The organism is Chryseolinea soli, assembly GCF_003589925.1.
Taxonomy (GTDB): domain Bacteria; phylum Bacteroidota; class Bacteroidia; order Cytophagales; family Cyclobacteriaceae; genus Chryseolinea; species Chryseolinea soli.
The window spans coordinates 1,772,694-1,797,929 of the sequence record NZ_CP032382.1 but is presented as its reverse complement, the minus strand read 5'-3'; the positions used below and the strand labels follow the sequence as shown (position 1 = coordinate 1,797,929).

The following is a 25,236-nucleotide window of genomic DNA, read 5'->3' as shown; positions in this document are numbered from 1 at the left end:
CTCCACTTTGGAGATCATGTGCATTTCTTAGCTTTTTTTGCTAAACAAATGTTTCATGAAGCGACACGCGCTACTGGTATGCTTTCTCTCTGCGACGGTTCTCGTCCACGCTCAAAAGGTGGGGCTTGTGCTCAGCGGAGGCGCTGCCAAAGGATTGGCCCACGTGGGCGTGCTGAAAGCCCTGGAAGAAAATGAAATTCCCGTCGACTACGTAGTCGGCACTTCCATGGGGGGAATCATCGGGGGATGCTACGCCGCCGGCATGAGCCCTTCGGCGATCGAAGACCTTGTGCTTTCCGATCAATTCTTGCGTTGGATCAACGGCCTCCCCGAAACCGGCTACAATTACTACTACCATCGCCCCGAAGAAACGCCACAGTTCCTGAAAGTGAACCTGGCGCTCGACTCCACCTTTAATTTTCAGCTCAACTCCAGCATCGCCAACGACGTGTCGCTCAATTTTGTGCTGGCCGAAAAAATGGCGCAGGCCTCGGCCATCTCGCGCAACAACTTCGACAGCCTGTTTGTGCCATTCCGCGCCGTGGCGGCCGAGATCTTCACCCAAAACGAAGTGATCCTCGCCAAAGGTTCGCTCAGCGACGCCCTCCGCGCCACGCAAACCGTTCCGTTTTTTTACAACCCCATCCGCGTAGACGGCAAATATCTTTTCGACGGCGGGGTCTACAACAATTTTCCGGTAGACGTTGCCCAGCGCGATTTCAAACCCGACGTCATTGTAGGCGTGAATGTGTCGGGAAAGATCTTTGATGAATATCCTTACGATCAGGACGAGCGGCTGATCTCGCACTCGCTGCTGTATTTGCTGTTGGACAAGTCGGATCCCAAGCGCATTCCGAAAAACGGCGTATACATCCAGCCCAACCTGAAAGGCTTCACGTCCTATGATTTCGCGCAGGTGAAAAGCTTCATCGACAGCGGCTATGCGCAAACGATGCGCCAGATGCCCGAGATCAAACAGAAGATCGCCGCACGGGCCGCTTGCGAGGAGGTGATGGTGAAACGCAACCAATTCAACAACAAGAATGTGCCCATGGCTTTCGATGCCTTGCTTTTCAAAGGCTATAACTCGAACCAACGGGGGTATATACGCGCGATCTTCCGCAACCGGAAAAACCAAAATCAGTTTACCTACAGCGAAATCAAAAAAGGCTACTTCAACCTGGTGTCGGAGGATTATTTCAGCAACGCCTACCCGGGCATACTGTATAATCATGAGAAGAACAACTTCAATTTCCAACTCACGCGCCGTCCCCAGCAAAATTTTCAGATCGGCTTTGGCGGCGTGATTGCCACGCGCGACATCAGCAACGTTTTTCTGGGATTGAATTATTACTCCTTTAATAAGATCCTGACCCACACGTCGGTGGGTTTTCAAACCGGCAATTTTTATAAATCGGCCCTCGCCAAAGTGCGCCTGGATTTTCCATACCAATTTTATATAGAGCCTCTCGTGGAGTTCGACAGTTGGAACTACCTGAACAACGACGATCTCCTCGCAACCGTTTCGTCGCCCACCGTGCTCCGCCGCATCAACCGGAAGTATGGCGTGCACGTTGGCGTGCCGGTAAAAAATTCATTCAAGGCCATTGCAAGCATCGAGGGCATCAGCACCTATGACCGTTATATCAATGGAGAAGTTTTTATAAGCACCGACAAACCGGATGAACTCCGGCTGAGTGGATACAAAACCGGTCTGAGTTTCTCGACCAACACGTTGAACCGGCGGCAATATGCTTCAGCGGGAAGGGCCTACTCGTTTTCCGGCGAATACTTTTCCGTGCGGGAACGGTTCACGCCAGGCAATACTTCGGTGAAGACAGAGCCTGTGTCGCTCCATCACTCCTGGTTCCGGCTGAGGGGGTCGGCCGAACAGTATGTGAACTTTGGCTGGTATAAGCTGGGTTTCCTGGTGGAAGGTGTGATCTCCAACCAGCCCGCCTTTCAAAACTACTTTGGCACCATCATCAATGCGCCCTCCTTCTTTCCCATCCAGGACAGCCGGACGCTGATCCTGCAAAACTTCCGTTCCTTCAACTACCTCGCAGGGGGCATACGCAACGTGTTTTCCCTTCGAAGCAAGCTCGATTTTCGGTTGGAAGCCTACCTGTTCAAACCCTGGGAATACCTGCGTGAGAACGCCGACCAGGAAGCCGTGAATGTAGCAGACCTGAGCACGATCTTCTTCGCGGGCTCGGCCAATCTTGTCTTCCACTCACCGATCGGACCCCTCAGCCTTTGCGTCAATTATTATGATGACAAAGAGAACCAGTTGGGGATTTTGTTACACGTGGGCTTCCTGTTGTTTAACAAACACTCGCTGGAATAAAGGATAGGTAAAGGCTTGGGGGCCTCAAACATTGGACTCTAGCATTTTAATTCCTTTTTGATGTACTGTTTTGGGCCGAAATTTGATTTTTTTAGCTAAGTTTAAAACTAGAATTCTTAACCCGACGTGTGCATGAAGCGTTTTCTACTTTCCCTAATCTTATTGGCGGGAATTACCCTTACATCAAAAGCCCAAGTGGTTCAATGGGCATCCAAAGTTATTGAGTTTTCATCAGAGCTTACGCCCGTCCAATACTCGGCTAAACAGGCCCTGGGCAAGCCCAACGTGCTGCCGGCCGGCGGTCAAAGTCCAAACGCCTGGGCTCCCGACAAACCCAAACGCAAAGAATTCTTGAAACTGGGTTTTGACAACCCCATCAGCATCCGTCAGATTGCCATCGCCGAGTCTCACAACCCCAGCGCCATTTACCGCGTGCTGGCCTACGATGAAGCCGGCAAAGAATATGTCGTGAATACACTCAACCCCAGCGCTGTACCCCTCAAGGGCCGGATGCTGAACCTGTTCATGGACCCCACGCCCTATAAGGTGGCTGCCATCAAGATCGAGTTCGACGGTGCCGCCGTGCCCGACTATTACAGCATCGACGCTGTGGCCATCTCCGACTCCAACTATCCCATCATCGCCGACATCCCGACGATGCAACTGCTGGCATCCGGCATTCTCATCGAAGCCCTGGACAAGAATGTGAACAGCGAGTACAGCGAATTAAACCCCTTGCTGTCGCCCGATGGAAAGACACTCTATTTCAGCCGGAAGAACCACCCGCAAAATATCGGTGGTGTGAACGACAAGGAGGACATCTGGTATTCTCAATTGGATTCGGCAGGCCACTGGCAACTGGCCCAGAACATGGGCCGCGAGTTCAACAACGCCGGACCGAACTTTGTGAACACAATCCGCTCGGTAACCCCCGATGGCAAGTCAGCCATCATGTTGCTCGGTAACAAGTACACAAAGAATGGTAAGATGGAGGCCGGTGTTTCCATCAGCTCGAATGTGAATGGCCAATGGACCAAGCCCAAAGCCCTCAACATCGACAACGACTATAACTACAACGAAAAGGCAAACTATTTCCTCACCGACAACCGCCAGACATTGCTCATGTCGGTAGAGCGCGAGGACACCAAAGGCAGCCGCGACTTGTATGTTTCCTTTATGAAATCGGATAGCAGCTGGACGGAACCCAAAAACCTGGGAGACGTGGTGAACACCGCCAACGAAGAAACCGCTCCCTTCCTCGCCTCCGACGACAAGACCTTATACTTCTCCTCCAACGGCTTCAGCGGCTACGGCGGCAGCGACATCTACGTGTCCAAACGCCTGGATGACACGTGGACCAACTGGTCGGAACCCGAAAACCTCGGACCGGAGATCAACTCGCCCCTGGAAGACCTCTTCTTCAACATACCTGCCTCGAGCGAGTTTGCCTATTATTCCCGCGGCGTGAGCGAAACCAACACGGACATCTTCCGCGTGAAGCTGCCCATCATCAAAAATCCCGAACCTTGGATCACCGTGCGCGGCAAGATCGTGGACAAAACTACCGGTCAGCCCCTGGGTGCCAAGATCGTGTATGAACGCCTGCCCGACGGCAAAGGCGTGGGCATAGCCCAGTCCAATCCCGAGACCGGCGAGTATGAGATCAGACTCCCTGCCGGCCACCTCTATGGCCTGCGCGCCGAAGCGGATGGAAAACTTTCCGAAAGTCAAAACCTGGATACCCGCGACATCAAAGCCGACCAGGTCATTGCCAAAGACTTCAACCTCGATCCGATCGCCGTGGCGACCATCGCCGAGAATGTCACGATCGTGTTGAACAACGTGTTCTTTGATTTCGACAAAGCCACCCTCAAGTCGGAATCCTTCCCGGAGTTGAATCGCGTGGTCACTTTAATGACAGAGAAACCGAACATGCAGATCGAGATCTCCGGCCACACCGATACCTCGGGTCCTGAGCAATACAACCTGGGCTTATCGGAACGGAGAGCGAAAGCCGTCATGAAATATTTTAGTGATAAAGGCGTACCCAAAGACCGCATGACCGTATTGTTCTTTGGAGAAACCAAGCCTACAGAGTCGAACGAAACAAAAGAGGGCAGAAAGAAAAACCGTAGGGTTGAATTCAAGATTTTGAAACTATAATCTTAAACATAAACCTATATGGGAAGAAAATTTTTTAAGCTGGTATTCCCGCTTTTCTTCATCACCACGAGTTCCCTTTGCCAAACGGAAGACAGTCTGATTGTAGCCCAAGGAAAAATCCTCAGCGCCAGCACCAAAGAACCGGTGACGGCCCGCATCACCTACCAAAGCTTGCCCTATGGCAACAAGGTTGGGGTGCTCAATAACAATGCGTATTCCTTTCCGATGTTCGGCAACGAAAAATATTCGATCATCGTGGAGGCCCCGGGCTACTCGGTGGCCAAATACATGCTCGATCCCGCCGAAGCGAAAGACGGAAAGAACGTGATCAAAGACATCGAACTCACCACGGGCAGTTCGGCACCGTCAACGGAAGTGGGAAAGGTGATCCGCCTCGACAACCTGATCTTCCAGGTAGGCAAGGCCCGGCTCAGCCCCGACTCGCATTCCGAATTGGAGGCCGTGCTGAACATGATGCAGCAAAACAAAAAGATGGTGATTCAATTGGAAGGTCACACCGACTTCCAGGGCGACCCGAAAGAAAACCTGAAGCTGTCGCAGATGCGCGTGGACGCGGTGAAGAAATACCTGGTAGAGAAAGATATCGCCAAGGGCCGTATCAAAACGAAAGCCTTCGGTGGTAGCCAGCCGCTGTCGCGGGATAACACACCGGAAGCGCACCGCCTGAATCGTCGCGTGGAGCTGCGCATTCTCGAGAACTAAGAAACGGATTTTTTTATTGGACGCTGGCCGTCATGGCAAGCTGCTTCTTGCGGAGCGATTGAATGCTGCGCAGATATTTTTCTTTTACCGACACATCCAGGTCGCTTCCCACCACGGAGAGGATCAGGATGCGTGAAAACTCTTCTATGCGTGGCGATGTATAGAGATCCAACGCCTTGCCCAAGTGCTGAACGGCCACGGGAAATTCGCGCGCGTTGAAGGCCACGACGGATAAATTATAATGCAACAATCCCAACAGCTGATCCAGGTTCACTTCATTGTAAAGATTGGCTTCGTATTTATAGTAGGTCTTGGATGGAGCGCCACTGCGTAGTGCGTTTTGTTTGTATTGCTCGATCCTCGCCTCGACAACTTTGTCCTTGTCCACAAAACCGTGCAGCGGGTCTGTCGCTTCCAATAACACTGTGCCTTCGGCAGTTGTAGCCAATACAAAGATGTGATAGTTGGTCTCCATGACCCGGTAGGGAATATGGAAGTGGTCGAGCAGCAAAGCATACAACGCCGTTCCCGAGAGGCAATTGTACTTCTTATTTTCCGTCAGGTCGCGGAAAGAAGATTGTTCCACATAGGTCTTCAGGAACTGGCGATGCGTCTTGACAAAGAGATATTCCAGGAAGTCTTTTTCCTTGCGGAACGATGTACGTTTTTGCTCAAGCTTGTTGGTAAAATCGACTATCGCGTCCACATCGACCGTGGTGGGGCCGTCGGCCTGGCTGTAGAGGGAGAAATAATAGGTGAGGCGGGACGTCTGTCCAATTTCTTCTCCCTGGCCAAAAGCCATAAAGGGGATCAGAAAAATAACCACCCAACTCCTCATGTTACGTTAATGTTAAATTTCTATTATTAAATATAATATATACTTAACAAATATCCATGTTAAATAACCTGGGCGTAATGTATGAGGCGAAGTGGTGGTTTTTTGGCTATTTTGAGGGATGCAAGCCATAGCCTCCACCCCGGCAGTAATTTCCCCTGCAGACGACTTTTCGCGCCACCAGGCGGCCGTCAAAAGCCTGCGCAAAGAGCCCATCCAAAACCGGAGGGCCCGCCTGGAAAAACTCCGGGCCTGGATACACGATCACCGCCGCGACATCCAGGAAGCCATGTATGCCGATTTCCGAAAGAATCCCACGGAGGTGGATGCGATCGAGATCTACCACGTGCTGGCAGAATTGAAGCACGCCCTGGACAACCTGGAGGAGTGGACGCTGCCAACAAAAATTGATGCGCCGCTAACACTATTGGGCACGCGCTCTTTTATCCAATATGAGCCGCGCGGCGTGTGCCTGATCCTGTCGCCTTGGAATTATCCGTTCAGCCTTTGTGTGGGTCCGTTGGTGTCGTCGCTGGCGGCGGGCAACGCCGTGATCATAAAGCCCTCGGAACTTACGCCGCACGTGTCTGTGCTGATCCACAAGATGGTGGAGGAGATCTTTGAGGGTGCCGTGGTCTCCGTGTGGGAAGGAGGGCCGGAAGTTTCGCAGGCGCTTTTGCAGCTTCCGTTTGATCATATTTTTTTCACAGGCAGCCCGGCCATTGGTAAGTTGGTGATGAAGGCGGCGGCCGAAAACCTGGCATCGGTGACCCTGGAGTTGGGGGGGAAATCGCCGGCGATCGTGACCGCGTCGGCCCATGTGAAAGACGCTGCCAAACGCGTTGCCTTCACCAAGTTCCTGAACAACGGGCAAACCTGTCTCGCCCCCGACTATGTGCTGGTAGACAAAACAAAAGCGGCCGATTTTACGAGGGCATTGATGGAACAAACTCAATTGCTTTTCACCGAGAAAGGCGAGCCGTTCGAAAACTCTGCGCATTACTGCCGCATCGTCAATCAAAAACATTTTGAACGCCTCCATGCGCTGGTGGAAAATGCACTGCAACAAGGCGCGAAAATAGAGTTCGGCGGAAAGATGGATGCGGCGTCGCGTTTCATTCACCCGCTGATCCTTACCGGCGTGCCCCTGCAGGCAAGGGTGATGGAGGAAGAGATCTTTGGCCCGGTTCTGCCCGTGCTGGCATATGACACGATCGACGAAGCCCTGGCGATCGTGAACGGGAAACAGAAACCTTTGGCACTGTATGTGTTTGTTAACGATAAAATAACAGAGACGCGCGTGTTGGAAGAAACGTCATCGGGCGGCGCCTGTGTGAACGATTGCGGGGTTCATTTTATGCACCCCGACTTGCCGTTTGGTGGTGTGAATAACAGCGGCATCGGCAAATCGCATGGCTATGCGGGTTTCCTGGCCTTTTCGAACGAGAAGGCCGTGCTGAAACAACGCCGTGGGTTCACCACGGCCAACGTGTTTTACCCGCCCTACACGGCCGGTGTGCGCAAACTGATGGATTGGTTCCTCAAGCTTTTTTAAGCGACGAAGGCTCCTAACGGCCTGTAACAGAATAAGAAAATTCTTTGAACGACCGGCACACGATTTTAACATGCCGTTCCGTTAGGCAGATTTAATCTTCTCTTTAGTAACTTTAACCCCTGAATCGTTATTCAAAAACAATATCTCATATATGAAAAAAGCGCTTAAATGGACCTTTATTGTCATCGGTGGATTGGTTGTGTTGATCCTGGCTGCTGCCTTTATCATTCCTATTGTATTTAAAGATGACATCCAGGCCGCCATAAAGAAGGAACTGGCCAAGTCGGTGAACGCCGATGTGATGTTTGACGTCGATAAATTTAATCTGACACTTTTCCGGAATTTCCCCAACATCACCGCGGAGATGAGCGATTTGGGCGTGATCAATCGCGCACCGTTTGAAGGCGAAATGCTTTTTGCCACCGAGAAATTTGAAGTGGAGGTGAACCTGAAAGAAATTCTTTTTGGAAGCCAGCTGCGGCTGAAAGGGATCACCCTGGTGCGTCCCAGGATCACCGTCCTCGTGATGGAAGATGGCCGCGCCAACTACGACATTGCCATCCCTTCGTCCGATACCACGACCACAGAAGAAGGTTCAAGCGAATTTTCATTCGGCATCGACCACTGGGAAATCCAGGACGGCGAGTTGGTGTATGACGATAAGTCGCTCCCTTTTAAAATGGAATTGAAGGGCTTGAACCACTCCGGCAGCGGCGACTTCACCCAAGATGTTTTTGATCTGCAAACAAAAACCGTAGCGGACTCTGTCACGGTAGGCTATGGCGGCACGGATTACCTGACGAACAAACACGTCGAGATCGATGCGGTTATCTCCATTGCGGAACAGTATACCAAATACACCTTCAAAGAAAACTCAGCCAAGGTCAATGACTTTGCCATGAGCTTCGACGGTTGGTTCAAGATGAATGAAAAAGACTTTGGCATGGACATCTCGTTCAAGAGCCCCGAGAATTCATTCAAGAGCCTGCTCTCGCTCGTGCCGGGCATTTACACCAAAAGCTTCAACAACATCGAGACCAAGGGCGAGCTAGCCTTTAATGGTTTTGTGAAAGGTACCTACAGCGAAAAACAAATGCCTGCCTTCAACGTGAACCTGTTGGTGAAGGACGCCATGTTCAAATATCCCGAGCTGCCCACGGCCATTAACAACATCAACGTCGACCTGTTGGTGGATAACAAAGACGGCGTGATCGACAACACCGTGATCGACCTGAAAAAACTTCACCTCGATTTCGGCACCAACCCCGTAGATGCTAAAGCGCTCATCACCAAAATGTATCCCACCAACCTCGACGCCAACGTGATGGCTAAGCTAAACCTGGCCGAGTTGAGCAAGATGTTCCCCATGGAAGGATTGGAGATGAAAGGCAACTATGCCCTTAACCTCAGCGCAAAAGGCGTTTACGACAGCCTGAAGAAAATCATCCCGGCCATCGACGCTTCCATGTCGCTGGCCAATGGCTATGTGAAATCTTCGCAGTTTCCCATTCCCATTGAAGACCTGAAATTTAATTCCACGATAAAGAATGCCTCCGGAAAAATGGCCGAGACGTTCATCACCGTGAAAGACCTTTCCATGCTCATGGACGGCGAACGTTTCAACGCCAACCTGGCCTTGCAAAATCTTGACGACTACACCTGGGATTTGAAAGCGAAGGGTGGCATTGATATCGAAAAGATCACGAAGATCTTCCCCGTTGAAGGCATGAACCTGGCCGGAAAAGTGAAAGCCGATCTGGAAACCAAAGGAAAATACTCCGACCTGCAGGCCGAAAAATACGATCGCCTGCCCACCAGCGGAACAGCGTCGCTGACCGATTTCAAGTACACGTCAAAGGACCTGCCCTATGCCGTAACACTTTCACAGGCCACCATGGTCTTCGACCCCAAGAAGATCGACCTGCAAAAGCTGGAAGGCAAAATCGGACGTAGCGACATCAGTGTGAACGGCTCTGTGCTGAATTACCTCGGCTATGTGTTTGGGAAGAATGAAACCATCAAGGGAAATGTGAACTTCAGCTCCGGCCTGCTCGACCTGAACGAATTCATGACCGACACCGAGACGACCACCACCACCGACACTGCTAGTCTTGGCGTGCTTCCGGTACCAGACAATATCGACTTTGTATTGAAGTCGAATATTCAGAAAGTGGTATTCATGGACTACAACATGACCAACGCCTCGGGCGATGTGATCGTGAAGGACGGTGTGGCCAACCTCAGCGGATTGAAATTCAACATGCTGGGTGGAGGCTTTGTGGTGAACGGAACCTACAATACGAAAGACATCAAACACCCCAAATACGATCTCGGTCTGAAGATCGATGGCGTGTCGATGAAGGAAGCCGCCAACAAGTCATCGATCGTGCAAAGCTATGCACCCATTGCCGGTTTGATCAATGGCAAATTCTCTACCGACTTCAAGCTCAGCGGCGAACTGTTGCCCACCATGATGCCGAATATGGCGACGGTGAGCGGCGACGGTCTCATCAAGATCGCCCAGGCAGCCCTGACGCAATCCAAACTGATCTCCGGCATTACCTCGCTCACCAAACTGGAAAACTCAGACGAGGTGACGCTGAAGGATGTGTTGATGTCCACCAGCATCAAAGACGGCCGCTTGAATGTAAAGCCCTTCGACGTGAAGTTTGGAAACTATAAGACCAACGTCGCCGGCAGCACGGGCCTCGACGGTTCGCTTGCCTACCTCCTGAAGATGGACGTGCCCGCTGGGAAACTGGGCGCAGAGTACAATGCCTTCATTGCTAAAAACACCTCGGGCGGAGCCAAGACCGATCCCAACGGCAACGTTCCAGTGACAATCGCTTTGGGTGGAAACTACAACAGCCCCAAAGCGTCGCTGGTGTCGGAGGAACAAAAAGCACAAGTGAAGGAAGCGGTGACCAACGTGGCCAAGGAAGAAGGAACAAAAGCCTTGGAGAAAGCCGTGAAAGGAACCGATGCTGAGAAAATTGTCGGCGACATTTTAGGTACCAAGAAAAAGGATACCACCAAAACTGCTGCTGCCGATACCGCCAAGGCAAAACCCGTTACCACCGAAGACGTTCAGAAAAAAGTGGAGGACGAAGCCAAACAAAAGATCCAGAATTTCTTGAAGAAGAAGAAAAATTAAATCGCGCAACGCGAATAAAAAAGAGGCTGTCCTAAGGGGATAGCCTCTTTTTTTGTGTCTGACAAGATGGTCCTAGTTCTTACTGACGCGCTCGTCTTTCTTCAACGTGCTGAGGTATTCAACAAGATCAACCAATTCCTCTTCCGTCATGGACGATTGCAGGTTGGAAGGCATCAGCGACGTTTCCAGCTTGGTGCGCGACGCGATGTTTTCCTTGGCCACCGTTTGCTGGTTGCTCATGTATTGCACCTCTACCTTGTCCTCTGTTTCAGAAACGATACGCCCGAAAGCAGAAGAACCGTCGTTGAGCTTAAACCGGTAGCCCTCAAAGCCAAAGCTGATGCCCTGGTCGGGAAAGAGAATGGATGTGTAGAGCGCTTCCTTGGGGAGCTTGTCGCCGATCTCGCTGAGTTCCGGCCCAAAGCTCACGCCCTCGCCTTTCACTTTATGACAGGTGACGCAAAGTGTCTTAAAGACTTGCTGTCCCTTGGCAGCGTCGCCGTGCTTGTCTGCGAGGACCGCTATGGACGGAAGTGCCGTACCGGCTTTGCTGCCCGGGAGCTTCAGATATTTGGCCGCTTCCTCTCGCAATGTGCCACGCCATGCCGTTTGAAATACACCGCCGGCCGCCGTTTGCAGGTCGGTGGGTATCTTGTTCTCCTTGGCCAACTCCAGCAAACGGTCTTCGGCTTCCCACGGACCGCCAAAGGTTTTCACGGCCAGTTTTCGCAGTTCGATGTCCTTCGTGCTGTCCATCATGATCGACTCCATGATGGAGATGGTTTTCGAATTATACATCAGCGGCCACAGGGCTTTCACCATTGCCTGGGCGTTGTCTTTGTTGCTGCCGTTGATGGTCTTTTGCATCAGGTCGGTCTTGTTCCAGTTCAAGAGCACTTTTGCCGATTCTTTTCCGACTGCACTGTCGGGATAGTGAATCGCCAGTTGCAGCAGATCGTTCGAGCGATTTTGCAGCTTGAACAACGTGACAAGCTCCACAAATTCGATCTTCCCCTTCTTTTGCTCCAGCACTTTGTTTAGCGCCGTTGTGATGGCGGGTGTCATTTTTAGTTTTGAGGCGTCCATGTGTTTCAAAGCATAGAGCAACCGGTCGCCCTGACTTTGCTGCACCAGTTGAGTGAGCACCTGCTGTTTGGATGCGTCGGTTTGGAAGTCGAACGCACGGAAGTAGCGCAGCATTTCCTGGTCGCTCGATGTTTTGATGAGCTCCGCCAGCAAAGGCATCGCATATTTGCTGCGGCTTCGCCACACGATGTCGCGGTTCACCGGCGTGTTCCAATCGGCACCGACTTTCTTTTTCCAGGCGCTGAAATACGCATCCGAGTTTCCTTCTGCACTGATACCAAGCGCCTCCAGGTACCAACGGTCTTTGCCATCGTATTGCTGCGCCAACGCTGTCCATATCTCTGCGGCTTCGGCAGATGAATTTCCCCGGATCGCCAAGGCGACTTCGCGACGAACCTGAGGGGATGTATCGCTTTGCAACTTCATGGCTATGGGTAGGATATCTTTTTTCAGCAAGCGTGCCACCCGGATACCCGTGATGCGAATGTTTGCATCAGCATCACCCAAGGCCTGGGCAAGGTAGTCGTCGCTTTTGGGAAGCCGGGTGAGAAGCCACAAGGCCTGGGCTCTTTGACGGGCGTTATTTCCTTTCCAGATTTTTTCCAAAGCATGCGCCGCTTTGTCGCCGGCGGCGGCCAGGGCATTCCATCCCAGATAGCGCACGGCGGCGTTGGGATTTAGCAGGGCGGTCAGCGCACCGTCGATGGTGCTGATGTCTGTTTTTGGCGTGGTGTATTTGGAACCGGTCGGTGCCACACGGTAGATCCGCCCGCGATCCAGATCACCTACCTGGTGGCCGCCTACGCCCGGATCGTACCAGTCGGCAACAAACAAAGAACCATCCGGTGCGATGGCTACGTCGCTGGGGCGGAACCATTGATCTTTCTGGCCTTCCAGGATGTTTACGATCGTAGCTTTATAACCAGCGCCATCATTTTCCACAGGATAAGACCGCACGACGTTGTGCCCAGGTTCGGCGTGGATCATCTGGCCGCGGAATATTTCGGGCAACAGATCGCCTTCATACACTGTGATGCCCGCCGGAGAGCCTGAACCGGTTTGCAACACGTTCGGCACTACCCCCGGATCGTTCAAGTGCCAGTGGCGGAAGGGAATCTCCTTCTCCATATTGGTGCGGCGCGAACCCCAGCTGGCGCCCGTCATCTCGTCGCGGTAGCCATAGTTGCCATATTCCATCACGTAGTTGATGCGCGTGCCCTTATTGCCGTCGTCGTCGTTGTCGGATTGCCACATCGTGCCGTAGGGATCGATGCTCACTTCAAAATTGTTCCGGAAGTTATTTCCCAAGACTTCCACGTGACTTCCATCTACATCGCAGCGCATCACCATGCCTTCGCGAAAAGGCTTTCCGTTCGTGACCACTTTGTGGCCGTGAACATCTACGACGGTGTCGCCGGCGGGATTGAGCAGCGACACACCGGCATTCCCAAAGTTAAAATACAGACGTCCGTCGGGCCCGAACACAAAAGTGTGCATGCCGTGATCATGTTGCAGGCCCTGAATGCCTTTGAAGAAGATCTCTTTTTTATCGGGCACATCGTCGCCGTTATCGTCGGTAAACACAAATACATTCGGGCTGCAGGAAACGATCACCTTGTTTCCCAACAGGGCAATGCCAAGGGCTGAATTCACGTCGGTACCCTGGTAGAACACCTTGCTTTTGTCGGCCTTGCCGTCGCCGTCGGTGTCTTCCAGGATCATGATGCGGTCGCCTTCCTTCTTTACGGGGTTTTTGATGTTGTATTCGCTGCGATAGTTATAAGCTTCACACACCCAAACACGGCCGCGTTCGTCGATGGCAATGTTCGTGGGATTGGAAAACATGGGTTCGGAAGCGAAGAGGGTCACTTCCAGGCCATCGTGCACTTTGAGATCGGCCAGGGAGCTTTCCGTAGAGTGTTCGCCGCCAGCGCCCGAGGGTTTCTGTTGACAGCTGAAGGCGGCCAGGGCCACCATGCCCAGCAGAGCGGCCGGGCGAAAATGGAATGTTAACATAAGATTCTTGGCTAGGAAGGGGAAAGGTACGCAGAATCTCCTTATTGTCAATCCTACTATATCCTGTTTTAAGCCCAAATCAAGTGGTTTCAAACGTTAGAACCGGGTCGCGCAACGGCTGGGGAGAGGGTCAAATTGTGGACATTATAAGCGGAATATTACTTCTGTGTTGTATTATGATGAATAGCGCTCTAAGGGCTTGAACCTCAGTACCGTTATTTACGTTCTTTGTAGTAGCAACCACTACTTGCTATGACAACCATCCATCAAAAACACGCGATCCTCGAATCTTTGGACTCGCTGGATCAGACCCAAACTGAAAAAGTTTTGGCCTACATCAAAAGCCTGGTGTACTCGTCGAAAGACGATGCCACGCATCAGAAGCTTAAACGGGAAGCCCTGAAGGAGATCCGTCAGGCGCTGGGTAAAGGACGCAAGTTCGGCACCGCGTTTTAAGACAGACTTTTGATCTTCTTCGTTGTATAGCCTGTGCGTTACCACGCACTGAATCACTTCCTTTTCCCCTTTTTTAAACCGGTTCTTCTCTGAACGGTAACCGTCAGTTATACTTCACATAATGTTCCCACTTTTCGATTGCCGCTTTAAAATCAGCCGGCAGCTCGGATTCGAATTGCATGAATTGTTTGGTCACGGGATGGACGAAGCCCAATGTTTTGGCATGCAGCGCCTGGCGGGGAATGACCTCGAAACAATTTTCCACAAACTGTTTATACTTGGTGAACACCGTTCCCTTCAGCACCTGGTCGCCGCCATACAGCGCATCGTTGAACAACGGGTGGCCTAGGTATTTCATGTGGGCGCGGATCTGGTGCGTGCGCCCCGTCTCCAATTTGCATTCGATCACCGAGACATAACGCAAGTCCTGCAACAAGGTATAGTGGGTGATGGCATGCCGCCCCATGTCGCCTTCGGGAAACGCGGTGGTGATGCGGCGGTCTCTCAGGCTGCGCCCCACGTTCACGTTGATGGTGCCTTGAGGAGGTTCCGGCACACCCCACACGATGGCATGATAGCGACGCTCGATGGTGTGATCGAAAAATTGCTTGGCCAGTGCGGTAAGCGTTGTCTCGTCTTTCGCGATGACCAGTAGCCCAGACGTGTCTTTATCAATGCGGTGCACAAGTCCGGGGCGTCCGTCGTTGCCCGGCAGTTCGGGGAGGTTCTGGAAATGGTAGGCCAGGGCGTTCACCACGGTGCCGGTCCAGTTTTGGTAGGCTGGGTGCACGACCATGCCGGCGGGTTTGTTGATCACCATCAGGTGAGCATCTTCATACACGATGTCCAGCGCAATGTTCTCGGGCACCACCGTGGTGTCGCGGGGTGGCTCGGGCATGGAAACGGTGATCACGTCGTTGGGGTGAACCTTGTAGTTGGGCTTGATGCTTTTTTCGTTCACGCGTACAAACCCCTCGTGGATGCCGGCCTGGATCTTGGTACGGGTGACGTTGGGCAAGCGGGCCATCAAAAATTTATCGATGCGCACCAGACTTTGTTTGGCATCGGCGGTGATGCGATGGTGCTCGAAAAGCTCATCGTCGTCCTGCTCGAGGATCTCGGGTTCGTTCATTTGGCTTTCTTCTTCTGTTGCTGTTTATACCGGTATTCGTTCAGGATGGCGGCTTCGTTCAAAATATGCCGGAGCGATTCCTCTTGCTCCTCCAGTTGGGTTACGCTATAAAAAGTGATGGTCTTTACATGTTTGCGCCCACGCGACTCCAATAGCTTCTCTTCGTCCGTGAGTTCATAGCCCTTAGTGAAACCCAGGTCTACGCCGTCGGGCTGTGCGTGGAGATAGCAAAGGGGGCCATAGAAGTAAAAATAGGGGATCTTGGCGCTGATTTTTTCTTGCGTGTGCTGCCCAAGATCAAGAATCCACGAGCGGAGAATCGTCATGATCTCCCGCTGGGGCGAGGGTTGATCGGCAATGAACGTGCGCACAGTCATGGTACAAAAGTAAACAACGGTTAATTATATGGAAACCGGGAGAACTGATTTCGCGGCAACCGTGTTACCTCCTCAGACCCTCCTTTATCTTGCCACTTATGATATTTGCTGAGGACATCCGTAGAACGATTCTAAGAATGGCTGACGAATGTGGTTCCGACGGGACCTTTGGCCCTCCGGAGGTGGCACGTGCCATCGATGCCAAGAACTGGCCGCAGCTGTTGGAACAGGTGAAACTCGTCGCTCACGTGCTCATCAATGAGGGCAAGATCATCCCGAAAAAGTCGGAGAAAACGGTGCATGAACAGTTTGCTAAAGCGCCGTTAAGGTTCAAAAAAGGCCAATAAAACTTGCTTTAATACATCGTTCTTATAAAAAAAACAAAAGCCCGAGGGTTTACCTCGGGCTTTCTATTTTAGGAAGAATCGCTTGGAGCGTATCGGGCACGACAAAATTTCTTCCTGCATACGACCGCTCTACGCGAATGCCGTTTACGATCTGGTCGTTGAATTCAGACAACTGGTGATCAGGCACCCACAACTCCTGGTGATGATCCAGCCCGACGGTTTGAATTTGAAATTGCCGAAAATAATCTTCCGGAATTTCAAAAGCGGTTACAAAGCCGGCATCGTCCGAATCCTCATCGCCTCTGTTCCACCGCTCGGCGATCTCAGAAGCGTATTCTACATTCAATACGGGATAAAATATAGGTTGCCAGAAAAGACGGGGCGGAAATCTTTTCATCCCCGAATCGACGATCAGCGCCAATTCATTCGGCCCGGTCGGTCGATATAAAGTCCTCCACATAAAACACTAAGCTTTGAGCGATAAATATTCTTTTTTGTTGTAACGCAGCTGGTCAAGTTGCCCTTTCACGGAAAGGGTCAAGAGATACAGGTACTGGTAGATGTCAAGGTCGCCGATGCCATAATCGGTATAGGAGATCTTATAGTGCACACCCTCGCCGTTTTGCAGCATATCAAGATGCTCCAGGCATTTCAGCAACTGTGTGCGCAAGGATACGCGAACGTCGTCCGCAGGGAAGAAGTCACCCGCCATCGTGCCCTCCAACATGCGGGCGTGATCATGAGGGCGGCTGTGCGCTTCGATCGCCTCCGGCGGTAGCAGCGTATATTGATTCCAATCGAACCCTTCGTTCTCCTGTGCGCACTCCAGCGCGCGTGCACTGCCCTTGTCGACCTCCTCCATCAAATCGCGGCACGTAAGCATGGACTGCACCAATATTTCATGGGCATTCAACGCCTCCGCTTGCGGGCGGTAGTCCAACACAGCTTGTTCTTCATCGAACCAGCCATCCAGCAGGGAAAAGGTGCTGATCGCTTCCTTCTCAACGGTTTTAAGTATGCTATCGACAGTCATGATGAAAGTGGTTTAAAATAAAAAAGCCCGGACATTTTAGCGTCCGGGCTTTCTGTATGACTTTGATCTTATCAATCATCTCAACATACTACTCCGGACATAATAGCACTTAGGGTCGCGGACTTGCGCCGTCGACTTCTGTGCTTGGTTAATTTGGTGTAGCATTGTGTTCATGATGTAAAAGTATAAAGAAGTTTTTAAAACACCTTTATCAAGCTGGAGAAAATTTCAGGGAGATAGGGAGCGTTAGTCCACTTCCTTGAATTTTTCATCACCGCACATCCTCACGATCTTAGGCATGAATGTTCCTAAAACGTCTACCAATTCGTGCTGGGAGGCCATCACTTCGTGGATATTCTTGTAGGCCATCGGCGCTTCGTCAAGACCCGAACCAATCAATTCCACGCCCGCAGCCGTCAACACTTTGTTGACATGACCCGGCAAAATCGTTTGCTTCGCCTTGGTACGCGACATCAATCTGCCCGCACCATGAGATGCGGAGTTGATTGATGTCGATACACCTTTTCCTCTCACAATAAATCCCGGTGTGGCCATGGACCCGGGAATAATCCCGAGCACTCCCTTGCCTGCAGGCGTAGCGCCTTTACGATGCACGATAACTTCCTCACCGGACGCATCTTGCTCTTTCCACGCGAAGTTGTGATGATTCTCTACCATCATGAGCGGGTTGGAACGCAGCCCCACGGCCATCCGCTCGTGGATCTGGTGGTGGCATGCCGAAGCATAATCGCCAGCCAGGTTCATGGCAAGCCAGTATTCCTGACCGGCTTCCGTGTCGAGGTCGAGCCAGGCGAGGTGCTTGGCTTCTTGTGGAAGCTTGCAAACATCCATGGCGATCCGGGTGTAGTGAGCGGCCAGGGTGGCCCCCAAACCGCGGGAGCCGGAGTGTGAAAGCAACGCCAGGTATTTTCCAGGTTGTAGCCCCAACTCGTCTGCAACGGACGGGATATCTACAATGCCGAACTCCACAAAATGGTTTCCGCCACCAGACGAGCCGATCTGTCTCCAGGCCTTGTCTTTCAAGCCCTTCACCACGGCAATGTCGCTGAACTCATCGCGCTCAAAAATGGCGTGATCTTTTGGCTGCTTAAAAGTAGCCTGCCCGAACATGGTGTTGTTGACGAGCATTTTTTTTAACGCTTCTTTATTGTCCTCCAACAGGGTTACCGGCAGGTCATACACAGTCAGGCACATCCGGCAACCAATGTCCACCCCAACCCCATAAGGGATCACGGCATTTTTGGTGGCCAGCACGCCGCCGATGGGCAATCCATAGCCTTGGTGCGCATCGGGCATGAGCGCGCCGGCAACGGTGATGGGCAGCCGCGAGGCAATATCCATCTGGTGGATGGCGCCTTCTTCGATGGCTTCGGCACCGTATATTTTATAGGGCTTACCGGCAGGTTCCAGTGCGATGGTTGAATCTGCAGGTTTCAGTATTTCCATTGCGAGAGGCGAAAGCTTTTCGTCATGGATATAGCGGGCCGGATCGTCTTTCACGCGTTGTAGCAAGTTGAGTTGATCCGCTGGTTTCCATGCAGCGTATTCTCTTTCAATAATGGTCAAGGCAAGGCCAAGTGCTTTGCCTTCTGCGTATCCTATTTTTTTAAGATCGTTTCCTGTCAGTTTCATTTTCGATGTTAAGTTAAGACGGGCGGATTTAAAATGTTTTGTCACACCCTCTTTTGTTTTAGCGTTTGGCGATCGCAATAAAAATTGGCTGTATTCCGGAATACAGCCCTGCTATCGCACAACGTTTTTTATTTGCGGGGCACGAAGATGTCTTTCAACTGATCGATGATCTGGTTGCCTCCCGAAAGCGAGATGCTATTGATCTTATCGGCGATCTTTTCGACGTACTCCATTTCTTTCAATTTGAACAGCATGGTGTTCTCCTCCATCAATTTGGCCGTGTTCAGCAAGCTTCGCGTGGAAGCGGTCTCCTCACGACGCATGATGACGTTGGCCTCGGCTTTCTTCTGTGCCACCAGCACCTGGTTCATGATCTCCTTCATCTCACCGGGCAAAATAATGTCTTTTATCCCGCAGTCGCGCACCTCGATACCCAATGCAGAAGCTTTGTCTTTCAACGACTCCAGCATGTAGGGGGCGATGGACTCTTTCTTCTCCAGGAGTTCGTCTAAGGAAAGCGTTCCCACGAATTCGCGCAAGCAAAGCTGGATGATGACATACAGTTGCTTTTCATAATCCTTGTTCTCGATCAACGCCTTGAGGATGTCCACCACTTTGTATTGCGCGAAGAAGCTCAAACGCAGCCCGGCCTTGTCGCGGGTCAGGATCTCCTGACCGGAAACTTCCAACTGCAATTGACGCAGGTCGGCTTTCAACACAGTGACGACCACGGGATTCTTCCAGAAGAAGTACACGCCGGTGTCCAGCACCTTGGTAAACTTTCCGTCGATGAACAGGATACCCTTCTCATACGACTCCACAGCATATACACGGATGTAGGGCTGCACCTCTTTTCGCATCAACGTGCTGACATCGATAGGTTCTGTTACTTCGATTTTACTCAGGTCGGCTTTCACGAAGGTGTGGTCTACCACGCCCTTCCAGAAAGCATAGCGTCCGGGTGTCAGCAAGCTTTTGAAGTTCCCGTTTTCAGAGTGCAGGGCGATCTCCGTATCCTTCACTTCCACAACGGTCAACAAATCGGCCAACGCCTGGTCGCGCAGCAAGATGTTCAGCTCCAGGGAAGGATGGAAGGGCTTGGTCATGTCATAGAACATGATCGTTTCGTTGAACGACAGCCAATACACGCCTTCGGTCAACACTTTTTTGTAGTTGCCATTTTTGAACACCAGGCCGATGTAGCCGGTGTTGATCCTGATCCTTTTCATAACAATAGAAATTAATAAAAAATAAAAATTCATTTAAAAAGAAAGCCGCGACCCGCAAACCATCTTCCGGAGGCGGAAGAGCGATTGAGTGTATTTTCGTGCGGATAATTTTTTGAAGAGATGTTCTTTCGTATCCCTCGCAAAAGCGAAAGACTCGGAAAGAAATGCTTTGCAAAAAAGTATGCGAACGATCCTGCACGGTATCCTCACCTTTACAAGCTTCCGGCCGACGTGTTCAATCCTTCCGGAGAAGGGTGAACCGGTTTGCCTGTCGCTGCTTTTCTGTACGGTAGTCGTTTTTTTGAGAAGTGACTGTCTTCTTCAACAAGTATGGATTTAAAGTCCATGGATTGCTGCTCTACCAACTGAGCTATCCGCTACGTAACGGAGAAGGATTCGAACCTTCGACACGCAAGTGGGGGAAAACAACATCGGCGAAAGCAGCATGCTGCGGGCCAGCCGCAGTACTATGGAGCTATACAGAAACTCGCATCCGGTCTTTTTGCCTTAGTTTTTTCCGCGCTTCCTCCAGTCCTTTCGGGATGGAGAGAAGATTTTTTATCCGCCAAAGGCGGACATCAATTTCAAATTCAATGAACATTTTTGTGGCCTCCTCCGGATTCGAACCGGAATTCCCTTGCGGGCAGCCGGGCTCTAAATGCGCTTCCCTACTATACTTCTCCGAGCGGTATTTCGGTGCATCTGCAAATTCTATCCGTTATAGCGCGCAGCCATAACGGAATCATCCCGGCACACTGCGGTGCGATCTACTTTTACCGCAGGCTTTTCCTTTTAAGCTACAAGACCCAATAAACCTCTTCCACCGCTGTGGAAGAGGGCCGCTTTGAAGCTGCTATCATTCCGCGTAAATGATGAATCAAAGATCAGGGGCATCTGCGCAGTCTTTTTGCGCAGTGAATTTTTTTTATTTCTTTTGAAAATACTTTTCAGATAAGGCAAAGAAGCCTGTCTCACAAGGACAGCTTCTTTGATTTTAAATCATTTTCATCCGAGCGGCATCTGCGCAGTCTCTTTGCGCAGAATGGAATTTTTGCCATCTTTTCGGCAAATATGATCCGATATGCCGGTTAACCGCAACGCCCTTATCCGTTTTCGCACCATCGATGCCTGTCTTAAAAATCGCCAACGGCGTTGGACGCTGGAGGATTTGATCGACGCATGCTCCGAGACGCTCTATGAATATGAGGGCATCGACAAGGGCGTGAGCCGGCGCACCGTGCAGATGGACATCCAACTCATGCGCAGCGACAAGCTGGGATACAATGCGCCGATCGTGGTGTTGGAAAAAAAATTCTACACCTATGAAGACCCCGAATATTCCATCACCAACATCCCGCTGACCGACCAGGACCTGGGCAAATTAACGGAGGTGGTGGAGATCCTCCGGCAGTTCAAAGGCTTCAGCCACTTCCAGGAACTGAGCGGCATGGTGCAGCGCCTGGAAAACAAGATCGATGCTGCAAAGACCAATCAGGAACCGGTTATTGACTTTGAAAAGAATGAAAACCTGAAGGGACTGGAGCATATCGATGCGTTGTATCAGACGATCCTTAAAAAGCGTCCGGTAGAACTTTGTTATCAATCGTTCAAGGCGCGCAGTGCGAACACCTTTGTTTTTCACCCCTATTGCTTGAAAGAATACCGCAACCGTTGGTTTGTACTTGGGGTGAAAAAGCGAAACACGCCCATCCTAAACCTGGCCCTCGATCGCATCGTGAGCATCGGCGAGTGCCCGGCGAAATATGCGCCGGCGACCGATTTCAACATCTCCAGTTTCTTCCATGACGTGGTGGGTGTTTCGGTGAACCAGGACGGCAAGACCGAAAAGGTGCTCTTGCATGCCGACCATGAAACGGCTCCCTACATTGCGACCAAACCCATCCATCATTCACAGAACGTGGAGGAGAGGCTTACTACGGGTGTCGTATTTTCCTTGCAGGTACAACTCAATTTTGAATTGGAGCGAGAGATCCTCGGCTTTGGCAACCGCATAAAAATTCTGGCGCCCGAAAAACTGAAGCGACGGATCCGCGACATCTTGGGGGAGGCGTTGGATCAATATCAGTTCGAGTTCAACCGGGGATCGCTGCAAAATCAGATCAACAAACTGATCTACAAAGGATCGTCCGTGTTGCATCACGTGTTTAGGAAGCGGGACGTGAATGCCATCAGCGCGAAACTACACATGTATCTGAAAAGCCGGCCGGCGGAGGATGCTTACGCTGTTCGAAATCTTTTGCAGGAACTGCCCGAATTGAAACCGTTGCTATTCAATACGAATCTTACGGCGATCTTAAAGGAAATAAACCCGGATCTGTTTCTTACCAAGGCCATTTATTTTGACAAAACTCCGGAATCGAACTGGTATGTCACGTGGCACCAGGATATCGTGATTCATGTCAAGGAAAAAATCGAGACCGAAGGCTTCACAGCCTGGACAAAGAAAAACGGCGAGCACGATGTTTGCCCGCCGGAACAAATTTTGAAAGACACGGTCACCGTGAGGATCCACTTGGACGATGCCGACGAATCGAACGGCGCGCTGAAGATCGTGCCCGGATCGCATCAGAAAAAATTGTCGGACGACGCCATTGCGTTGATCACACAAAACAGCATCCCGCATGTTTGCGAAGCGAAAGCGTGTAGCATTCATTTGATGAAACCCTTGGTGCTGCATGCTTCCTCCAAAGCCACCAGCCCGAAACACCGGAGGGTGATCCACCTGGAATTCAATGCACAGGAATTGCCGAACGGGTTGGAATGGGCTGAGCGCTTAGCGATTTCAGCACCGCAAGCGTAAATCGGCGTTTGATAACCGGAAAATGTGGACCTGTTTGTGAAAGTGATCCCGCACTTGCAGACCTGCACGGATTTTACTTAATTCAAGAAAAATCCGCCGCTCAGAATCAGCTTTTTTGATACGGTTCCCTCTTCGCTAAGTGTGTGGTTATGGTTTACTTTTTGATCTTGTTGATTGGCGGTGCGTATTTAGGATGGCGTTTCAACGCGCTCTCAAACAAAAAAATATTTTTTCGCTCGCCGTTGTTCCTCGCATTGATGAGCAGCGTGACACTCCTGGTGTGCGCAGCGGCGATCGTAAATGTTTTCTTTAAAGATCCCCCAACCGAAGTTTCCCTCGCGGACGATGTCGTTGCCCGGTCGACACTGGGTGACACCACCTGGCTCGGGTTGGTACAACAATCTCCTGAATTTCATTACCGCCGTATTCATTACCTCTCGCGAGACGGCAAGGATCTGGATGCGTTGCAAAAAAAATATGAGCAACTTTCCCAAAGCAGGGACAGTGTGGCTTCCGCAATCGGCCATTTCGGTTTGGGCGCTATCTATTTAAAGAAGGAGGATCGGGAGAAAGCAACGTTTCACTTGTATCGCATTCAACGGGACGATTTCCCCTATGTCCATTTTTGCCGTGGGGTGCTCTACATGGATGGGGGAGAACCGCGACTGGCCGAAGAGCAATTTGAACGCGAGCTTCATATAAAGGGTGGCAATTTCAGTGGAGCATTTTCCTATCTCCTGAAACAATATGAAGAGCACAAGAATTTCTCGATGCTAAAGGAATTGCTCAAATACGACCCTTCGCCCGAACTATTTCCAGACGGACTGCGTCGGCGGTTGCATTGGGAGACGGGTGATTTTGCAGCGTATGTTACCTCGCTGCTGCAATCCATTGGCCATATGGTCAACGCGCCGGGCTTTGTTGCCGCCTTGCTCATTTCGGCTATGTGGTTGAGCTACATTGGTTATTTGAGAGTGTTCCGCCAGCGAAATGATCTGCTGATCATGCTGTGCCTTTTTTGTGGCGGAATGATCTCCACCTTGGCGGTTCTTTCCTTTAGCGATTTTCGGGAGTTGTATTTTCCGTGGGAAATGGACAACACCTTTTGGAACGATTTGCTCTATACCGTTTTTATGATCGGCGTACCGGAGGAACTTGTGAAATTTTTTCCCTTTCTGCTGTTCATGATGTTGACACCACGTCTAAAGGAGCCGATCGACTTTATTGTCTATGCTTCTGCCAGCGCGTTGGGGTTTGCCTTTGTCGAGAACGTGCTCTACTTTCAGAATTTGTCGGCGGGTATTATTCATGGAAGGGCCTATTTGTCGGTTATCGGCCACATGATTGCTGCATCCATCGTTGTCTATGGCTTTGTGGTAAGCCGGTTTCAACTCAAGCACATCAGCGCGTGGATCTCCGTGCCTGTCAGTTTCATGATCGGAGCAGCGGTACATGGTTTGTACGATTTCCTGCTCATGCACGATCATTACATTCTTTTCGTGGTGTACTTCATCTTCATGGTACAGGTGTGGATCATTATTCTTAACAATTGCCTGAATAATTCTCCCTTCTTTACCTATGGCAAAGTGAATCTTTTGGAGAAATCTAAATATGTGGCATTGGGTCTCACTTTTATTTTTGCGTTTGAGTATGTACTGGTGGCTTTCATGCGCGGGCCGGAAAAAGCGAACTATGAATTTTACTCCAGCTTGCCGTTCGCCGCGATGAGCATTATTTTCTTTGCCTCCAACCTCAGCAGTTTCAACGTGGTGAGAGGCTACTGGCGCGACATTTATTTCAGCAGCCGCGAGAAGCGTGGGTACGGCACGTTGCAACGCGGCACACTGCTGACCAGCTGGTATTTCGTTAATTCCATACGCGCACATAATTATGTGGGGCTGAAGATCAACCTTAGCAACGATCCTTATAATCACCGCCTGGCCGAAATACTCGATGGCGAGTATGAGGGTGACATCGTGAGCCGCATTGTTCTAAAGGACCACGACGATCTCGATCCGAACTGGTTTGTAGTAAAATTTTCAAGACAACTTCCCTTCGAGGGTCATCACCCGCACTACGCACTCGTCAAACTGCGAAACCAAAACGATTCGTTGTTATACGAAGACGACGTGCAGATCTTCTTCAAGTCCATTTCCGACTTGAATCAACTAAAATCAAATTTCCCTCGAAAGGAACAATTTCCGTTTCACGGGTGGGCATACATGGCGTTGCATGCGACTTGAGTTGAGGGCAGCGTAGCATTTCAGAAAAAAGAAACCCCCGGATCGATCCGGGGGTTTTTAGTTGAC

General features: G+C 51.1%; 17 protein-coding genes. 9 read left to right on the top strand and 8 right to left on the bottom strand.

Features of this window, described 5'->3' with window-relative positions; genetic code table 11:
• Positions 1–55 precede the first annotated feature (55 nt).
• From D4L85_RS07725 to D4L85_RS07715, 3 genes are all read left to right on the top strand, one after another.
• The gene (locus D4L85_RS07725) at positions 56–2,347 is read left to right on the top strand and encodes a patatin-like phospholipase family protein (RefSeq protein WP_119753787.1); all 2,292 of its coding nucleotides are present in this window, start codon (positions 56–58) and stop codon (positions 2,345–2,347) included.
• A gap of 132 nt (positions 2,348–2,479) precedes the next feature.
• Positions 2,480–4,510, top strand: a complete 2,031-nt coding sequence (locus tag D4L85_RS07720; protein WP_119753786.1) for an OmpA family protein — start codon at positions 2,480–2,482, stop codon at positions 4,508–4,510.
• An 18-nt stretch (positions 4,511–4,528) separates the two neighbouring features.
• On the top strand, positions 4,529–5,233 hold the full coding sequence (locus tag D4L85_RS07715) for an OmpA family protein (protein ID WP_119753785.1): 705 nt from the start codon (positions 4,529–4,531) through the stop codon (positions 5,231–5,233).
• A 13-nt stretch (positions 5,234–5,246) separates the two neighbouring features.
• Here D4L85_RS07715 and D4L85_RS07710 read toward each other — a convergent pair whose 3' ends face one another.
• Entirely contained in the window at positions 5,247–6,071 is an 825-nt protein-coding gene (locus tag D4L85_RS07710) for a hypothetical protein (protein ID WP_160143598.1), read from the bottom strand.
• Between the two features lie 118 nt (positions 6,072–6,189).
• On the opposite strand from D4L85_RS07710, the gene D4L85_RS07705 reads away from it, so the two are divergent.
• Positions 6,190–7,623: an aldehyde dehydrogenase family protein gene (locus D4L85_RS07705; RefSeq protein WP_119753783.1), complete on the top strand. Its 1,434-nt coding sequence runs from the start codon at positions 6,190–6,192 to the stop codon at positions 7,621–7,623.
• Positions 7,624–7,774: 151 nt separating this feature from the next.
• Positions 7,775–10,777, top strand: a complete 3,003-nt coding sequence (locus tag D4L85_RS07700) for an AsmA family protein (RefSeq protein WP_119753782.1) — start codon at positions 7,775–7,777, stop codon at positions 10,775–10,777.
• 72 nt (positions 10,778–10,849) lie between these two features.
• Here D4L85_RS07700 and D4L85_RS07695 read toward each other — a convergent pair whose 3' ends face one another.
• Positions 10,850–13,879, bottom strand: coding sequence for a PVC-type heme-binding CxxCH protein (locus D4L85_RS07695; protein WP_119753781.1), 3,030 nt, complete (start codon positions 13,877–13,879; stop codon positions 10,850–10,852).
• A 252-nt stretch (positions 13,880–14,131) separates the two neighbouring features.
• Here D4L85_RS07695 and D4L85_RS07690 point away from each other — a divergent pair, with 252 nt between their 5' ends.
• Entirely contained in the window at positions 14,132–14,335 is a 204-nt protein-coding gene (locus tag D4L85_RS07690) for a hypothetical protein (RefSeq protein WP_119753780.1), read from the top strand.
• A gap of 103 nt (positions 14,336–14,438) precedes the next feature.
• Here D4L85_RS07690 and D4L85_RS07685 read toward each other — a convergent pair whose 3' ends face one another.
• Together D4L85_RS07685 and D4L85_RS07680 are read right to left on the bottom strand one after the other, a co-directional pair.
• Positions 14,439–15,467, bottom strand: coding sequence for an RluA family pseudouridine synthase (locus D4L85_RS07685; RefSeq protein WP_119753779.1), 1,029 nt, complete (start codon positions 15,465–15,467; stop codon positions 14,439–14,441).
• The gene (locus tag D4L85_RS07680; RefSeq protein WP_119753778.1) at positions 15,464–15,844 is read right to left on the bottom strand and encodes a DUF1801 domain-containing protein; all 381 of its coding nucleotides are present in this window, start codon (positions 15,842–15,844) and stop codon (positions 15,464–15,466) included. The genes D4L85_RS07685 and D4L85_RS07680 overlap by 4 nt, the downstream gene beginning before the upstream one ends.
• 137 nt (positions 15,845–15,981) lie before the next feature.
• Between D4L85_RS07680 and D4L85_RS07675 the strand changes: the two genes are divergently transcribed.
• On the top strand, positions 15,982–16,191 hold the full coding sequence (locus tag D4L85_RS07675; RefSeq protein WP_160143597.1) for a DUF3253 domain-containing protein: 210 nt from the start codon (positions 15,982–15,984) through the stop codon (positions 16,189–16,191).
• 49 nt (positions 16,192–16,240) lie between these two features.
• On the opposite strand, the gene D4L85_RS07670 is transcribed toward D4L85_RS07675, so the two are convergent.
• The 4 genes from D4L85_RS07670 to D4L85_RS07655 form a co-directional block, all read right to left on the bottom strand.
• The gene (locus D4L85_RS07670; protein WP_119753776.1) at positions 16,241–16,651 is read right to left on the bottom strand and encodes an ADP-ribosylation/crystallin J1; all 411 of its coding nucleotides are present in this window, start codon (positions 16,649–16,651) and stop codon (positions 16,241–16,243) included.
• A gap of 6 nt (positions 16,652–16,657) precedes the next feature.
• The gene (locus D4L85_RS07665; RefSeq protein ID WP_119753775.1) at positions 16,658–17,224 is read right to left on the bottom strand and encodes a hypothetical protein; all 567 of its coding nucleotides are present in this window, start codon (positions 17,222–17,224) and stop codon (positions 16,658–16,660) included.
• A 246-nt stretch (positions 17,225–17,470) separates the two neighbouring features.
• Positions 17,471–18,877: an RtcB family protein gene (locus D4L85_RS07660; protein WP_119753774.1), complete on the bottom strand. Its 1,407-nt coding sequence runs from the start codon at positions 18,875–18,877 to the stop codon at positions 17,471–17,473.
• Between the two features lie 128 nt (positions 18,878–19,005).
• Complete coding sequence (locus D4L85_RS07655) at positions 19,006–20,106, bottom strand: slipin family protein (RefSeq protein WP_119753773.1); 1,101 nt, start codon at positions 20,104–20,106, stop codon at positions 19,006–19,008.
• Between the two features lie 1,081 nt (positions 20,107–21,187).
• Here D4L85_RS07655 and D4L85_RS07650 point away from each other — a divergent pair.
• Both D4L85_RS07650 and D4L85_RS07645 read left to right on the top strand, forming a co-directional pair.
• The gene (locus D4L85_RS07650) at positions 21,188–22,927 is read left to right on the top strand and encodes a WCX domain-containing protein (protein WP_119753772.1); all 1,740 of its coding nucleotides are present in this window, start codon (positions 21,188–21,190) and stop codon (positions 22,925–22,927) included.
• 149 nt (positions 22,928–23,076) lie between these two features.
• On the top strand, positions 23,077–25,170 hold the full coding sequence (locus tag D4L85_RS07645) for a PrsW family intramembrane metalloprotease (protein WP_119753771.1): 2,094 nt from the start codon (positions 23,077–23,079) through the stop codon (positions 25,168–25,170).
• Positions 25,171–25,236 lie beyond the last annotated feature (66 nt).

What these genes read in the sequence shown, in the direction of transcription:
- D4L85_RS07700 (WP_119753782.1), top strand. Translation starts at nt 7,775, where the DNA reads ATGAAAAAAGCGCTTAAATGGACCTTTATTGTCATCGGTGGATTGGTT.
- D4L85_RS07715 (WP_119753785.1), top strand. Translation starts at nt 4,529, where the DNA reads ATGGGAAGAAAATTTTTTAAGCTGGTATTCCCGCTTTTCTTCATCACC.
- D4L85_RS07665 (WP_119753775.1), bottom strand. Translation starts at nt 17,224, where the DNA reads ATGACTGTCGATAGCATACTTAAAACCGTTGAGAAGGAAGCGATCAGC.
- D4L85_RS07675 (WP_160143597.1), top strand. Translation starts at nt 15,982, where the DNA reads ATGGCTGACGAATGTGGTTCCGACGGGACCTTTGGCCCTCCGGAGGTG.
- D4L85_RS07695 (WP_119753781.1), bottom strand. Translation starts at nt 13,879, where the DNA reads ATGTTAACATTCCATTTTCGCCCGGCCGCTCTGCTGGGCATGGTGGCC.
- D4L85_RS07685 (WP_119753779.1), bottom strand. Translation starts at nt 15,467, where the DNA reads ATGAACGAACCCGAGATCCTCGAGCAGGACGACGATGAGCTTTTCGAG.
- D4L85_RS07720 (WP_119753786.1), top strand. Translation starts at nt 2,480, where the DNA reads ATGAAGCGTTTTCTACTTTCCCTAATCTTATTGGCGGGAATTACCCTT.
- D4L85_RS07645 (WP_119753771.1), top strand. Translation starts at nt 23,077, where the DNA reads ATGGTTTACTTTTTGATCTTGTTGATTGGCGGTGCGTATTTAGGATGG.
- D4L85_RS07705 (WP_119753783.1), top strand. Translation starts at nt 6,190, where the DNA reads ATGCAAGCCATAGCCTCCACCCCGGCAGTAATTTCCCCTGCAGACGAC.
- D4L85_RS07660 (WP_119753774.1), bottom strand. Translation starts at nt 18,877, where the DNA reads ATGAAACTGACAGGAAACGATCTTAAAAAAATAGGATACGCAGAAGGC.
- D4L85_RS07725 (WP_119753787.1), top strand. Translation starts at nt 56, where the DNA reads ATGAAGCGACACGCGCTACTGGTATGCTTTCTCTCTGCGACGGTTCTC.
- D4L85_RS07670 (WP_119753776.1), bottom strand. Translation starts at nt 16,651, where the DNA reads ATGTGGAGGACTTTATATCGACCGACCGGGCCGAATGAATTGGCGCTG.
- D4L85_RS07680 (WP_119753778.1), bottom strand. Translation starts at nt 15,844, where the DNA reads ATGACTGTGCGCACGTTCATTGCCGATCAACCCTCGCCCCAGCGGGAG.
- D4L85_RS07690 (WP_119753780.1), top strand. Translation starts at nt 14,132, where the DNA reads ATGACAACCATCCATCAAAAACACGCGATCCTCGAATCTTTGGACTCG.
- D4L85_RS07655 (WP_119753773.1), bottom strand. Translation starts at nt 20,106, where the DNA reads ATGAAAAGGATCAGGATCAACACCGGCTACATCGGCCTGGTGTTCAAA.
- D4L85_RS07710 (WP_160143598.1), bottom strand. Translation starts at nt 6,071, where the DNA reads ATGAGGAGTTGGGTGGTTATTTTTCTGATCCCCTTTATGGCTTTTGGC.
- D4L85_RS07650 (WP_119753772.1), top strand. Translation starts at nt 21,188, where the DNA reads ATGCCGGTTAACCGCAACGCCCTTATCCGTTTTCGCACCATCGATGCC.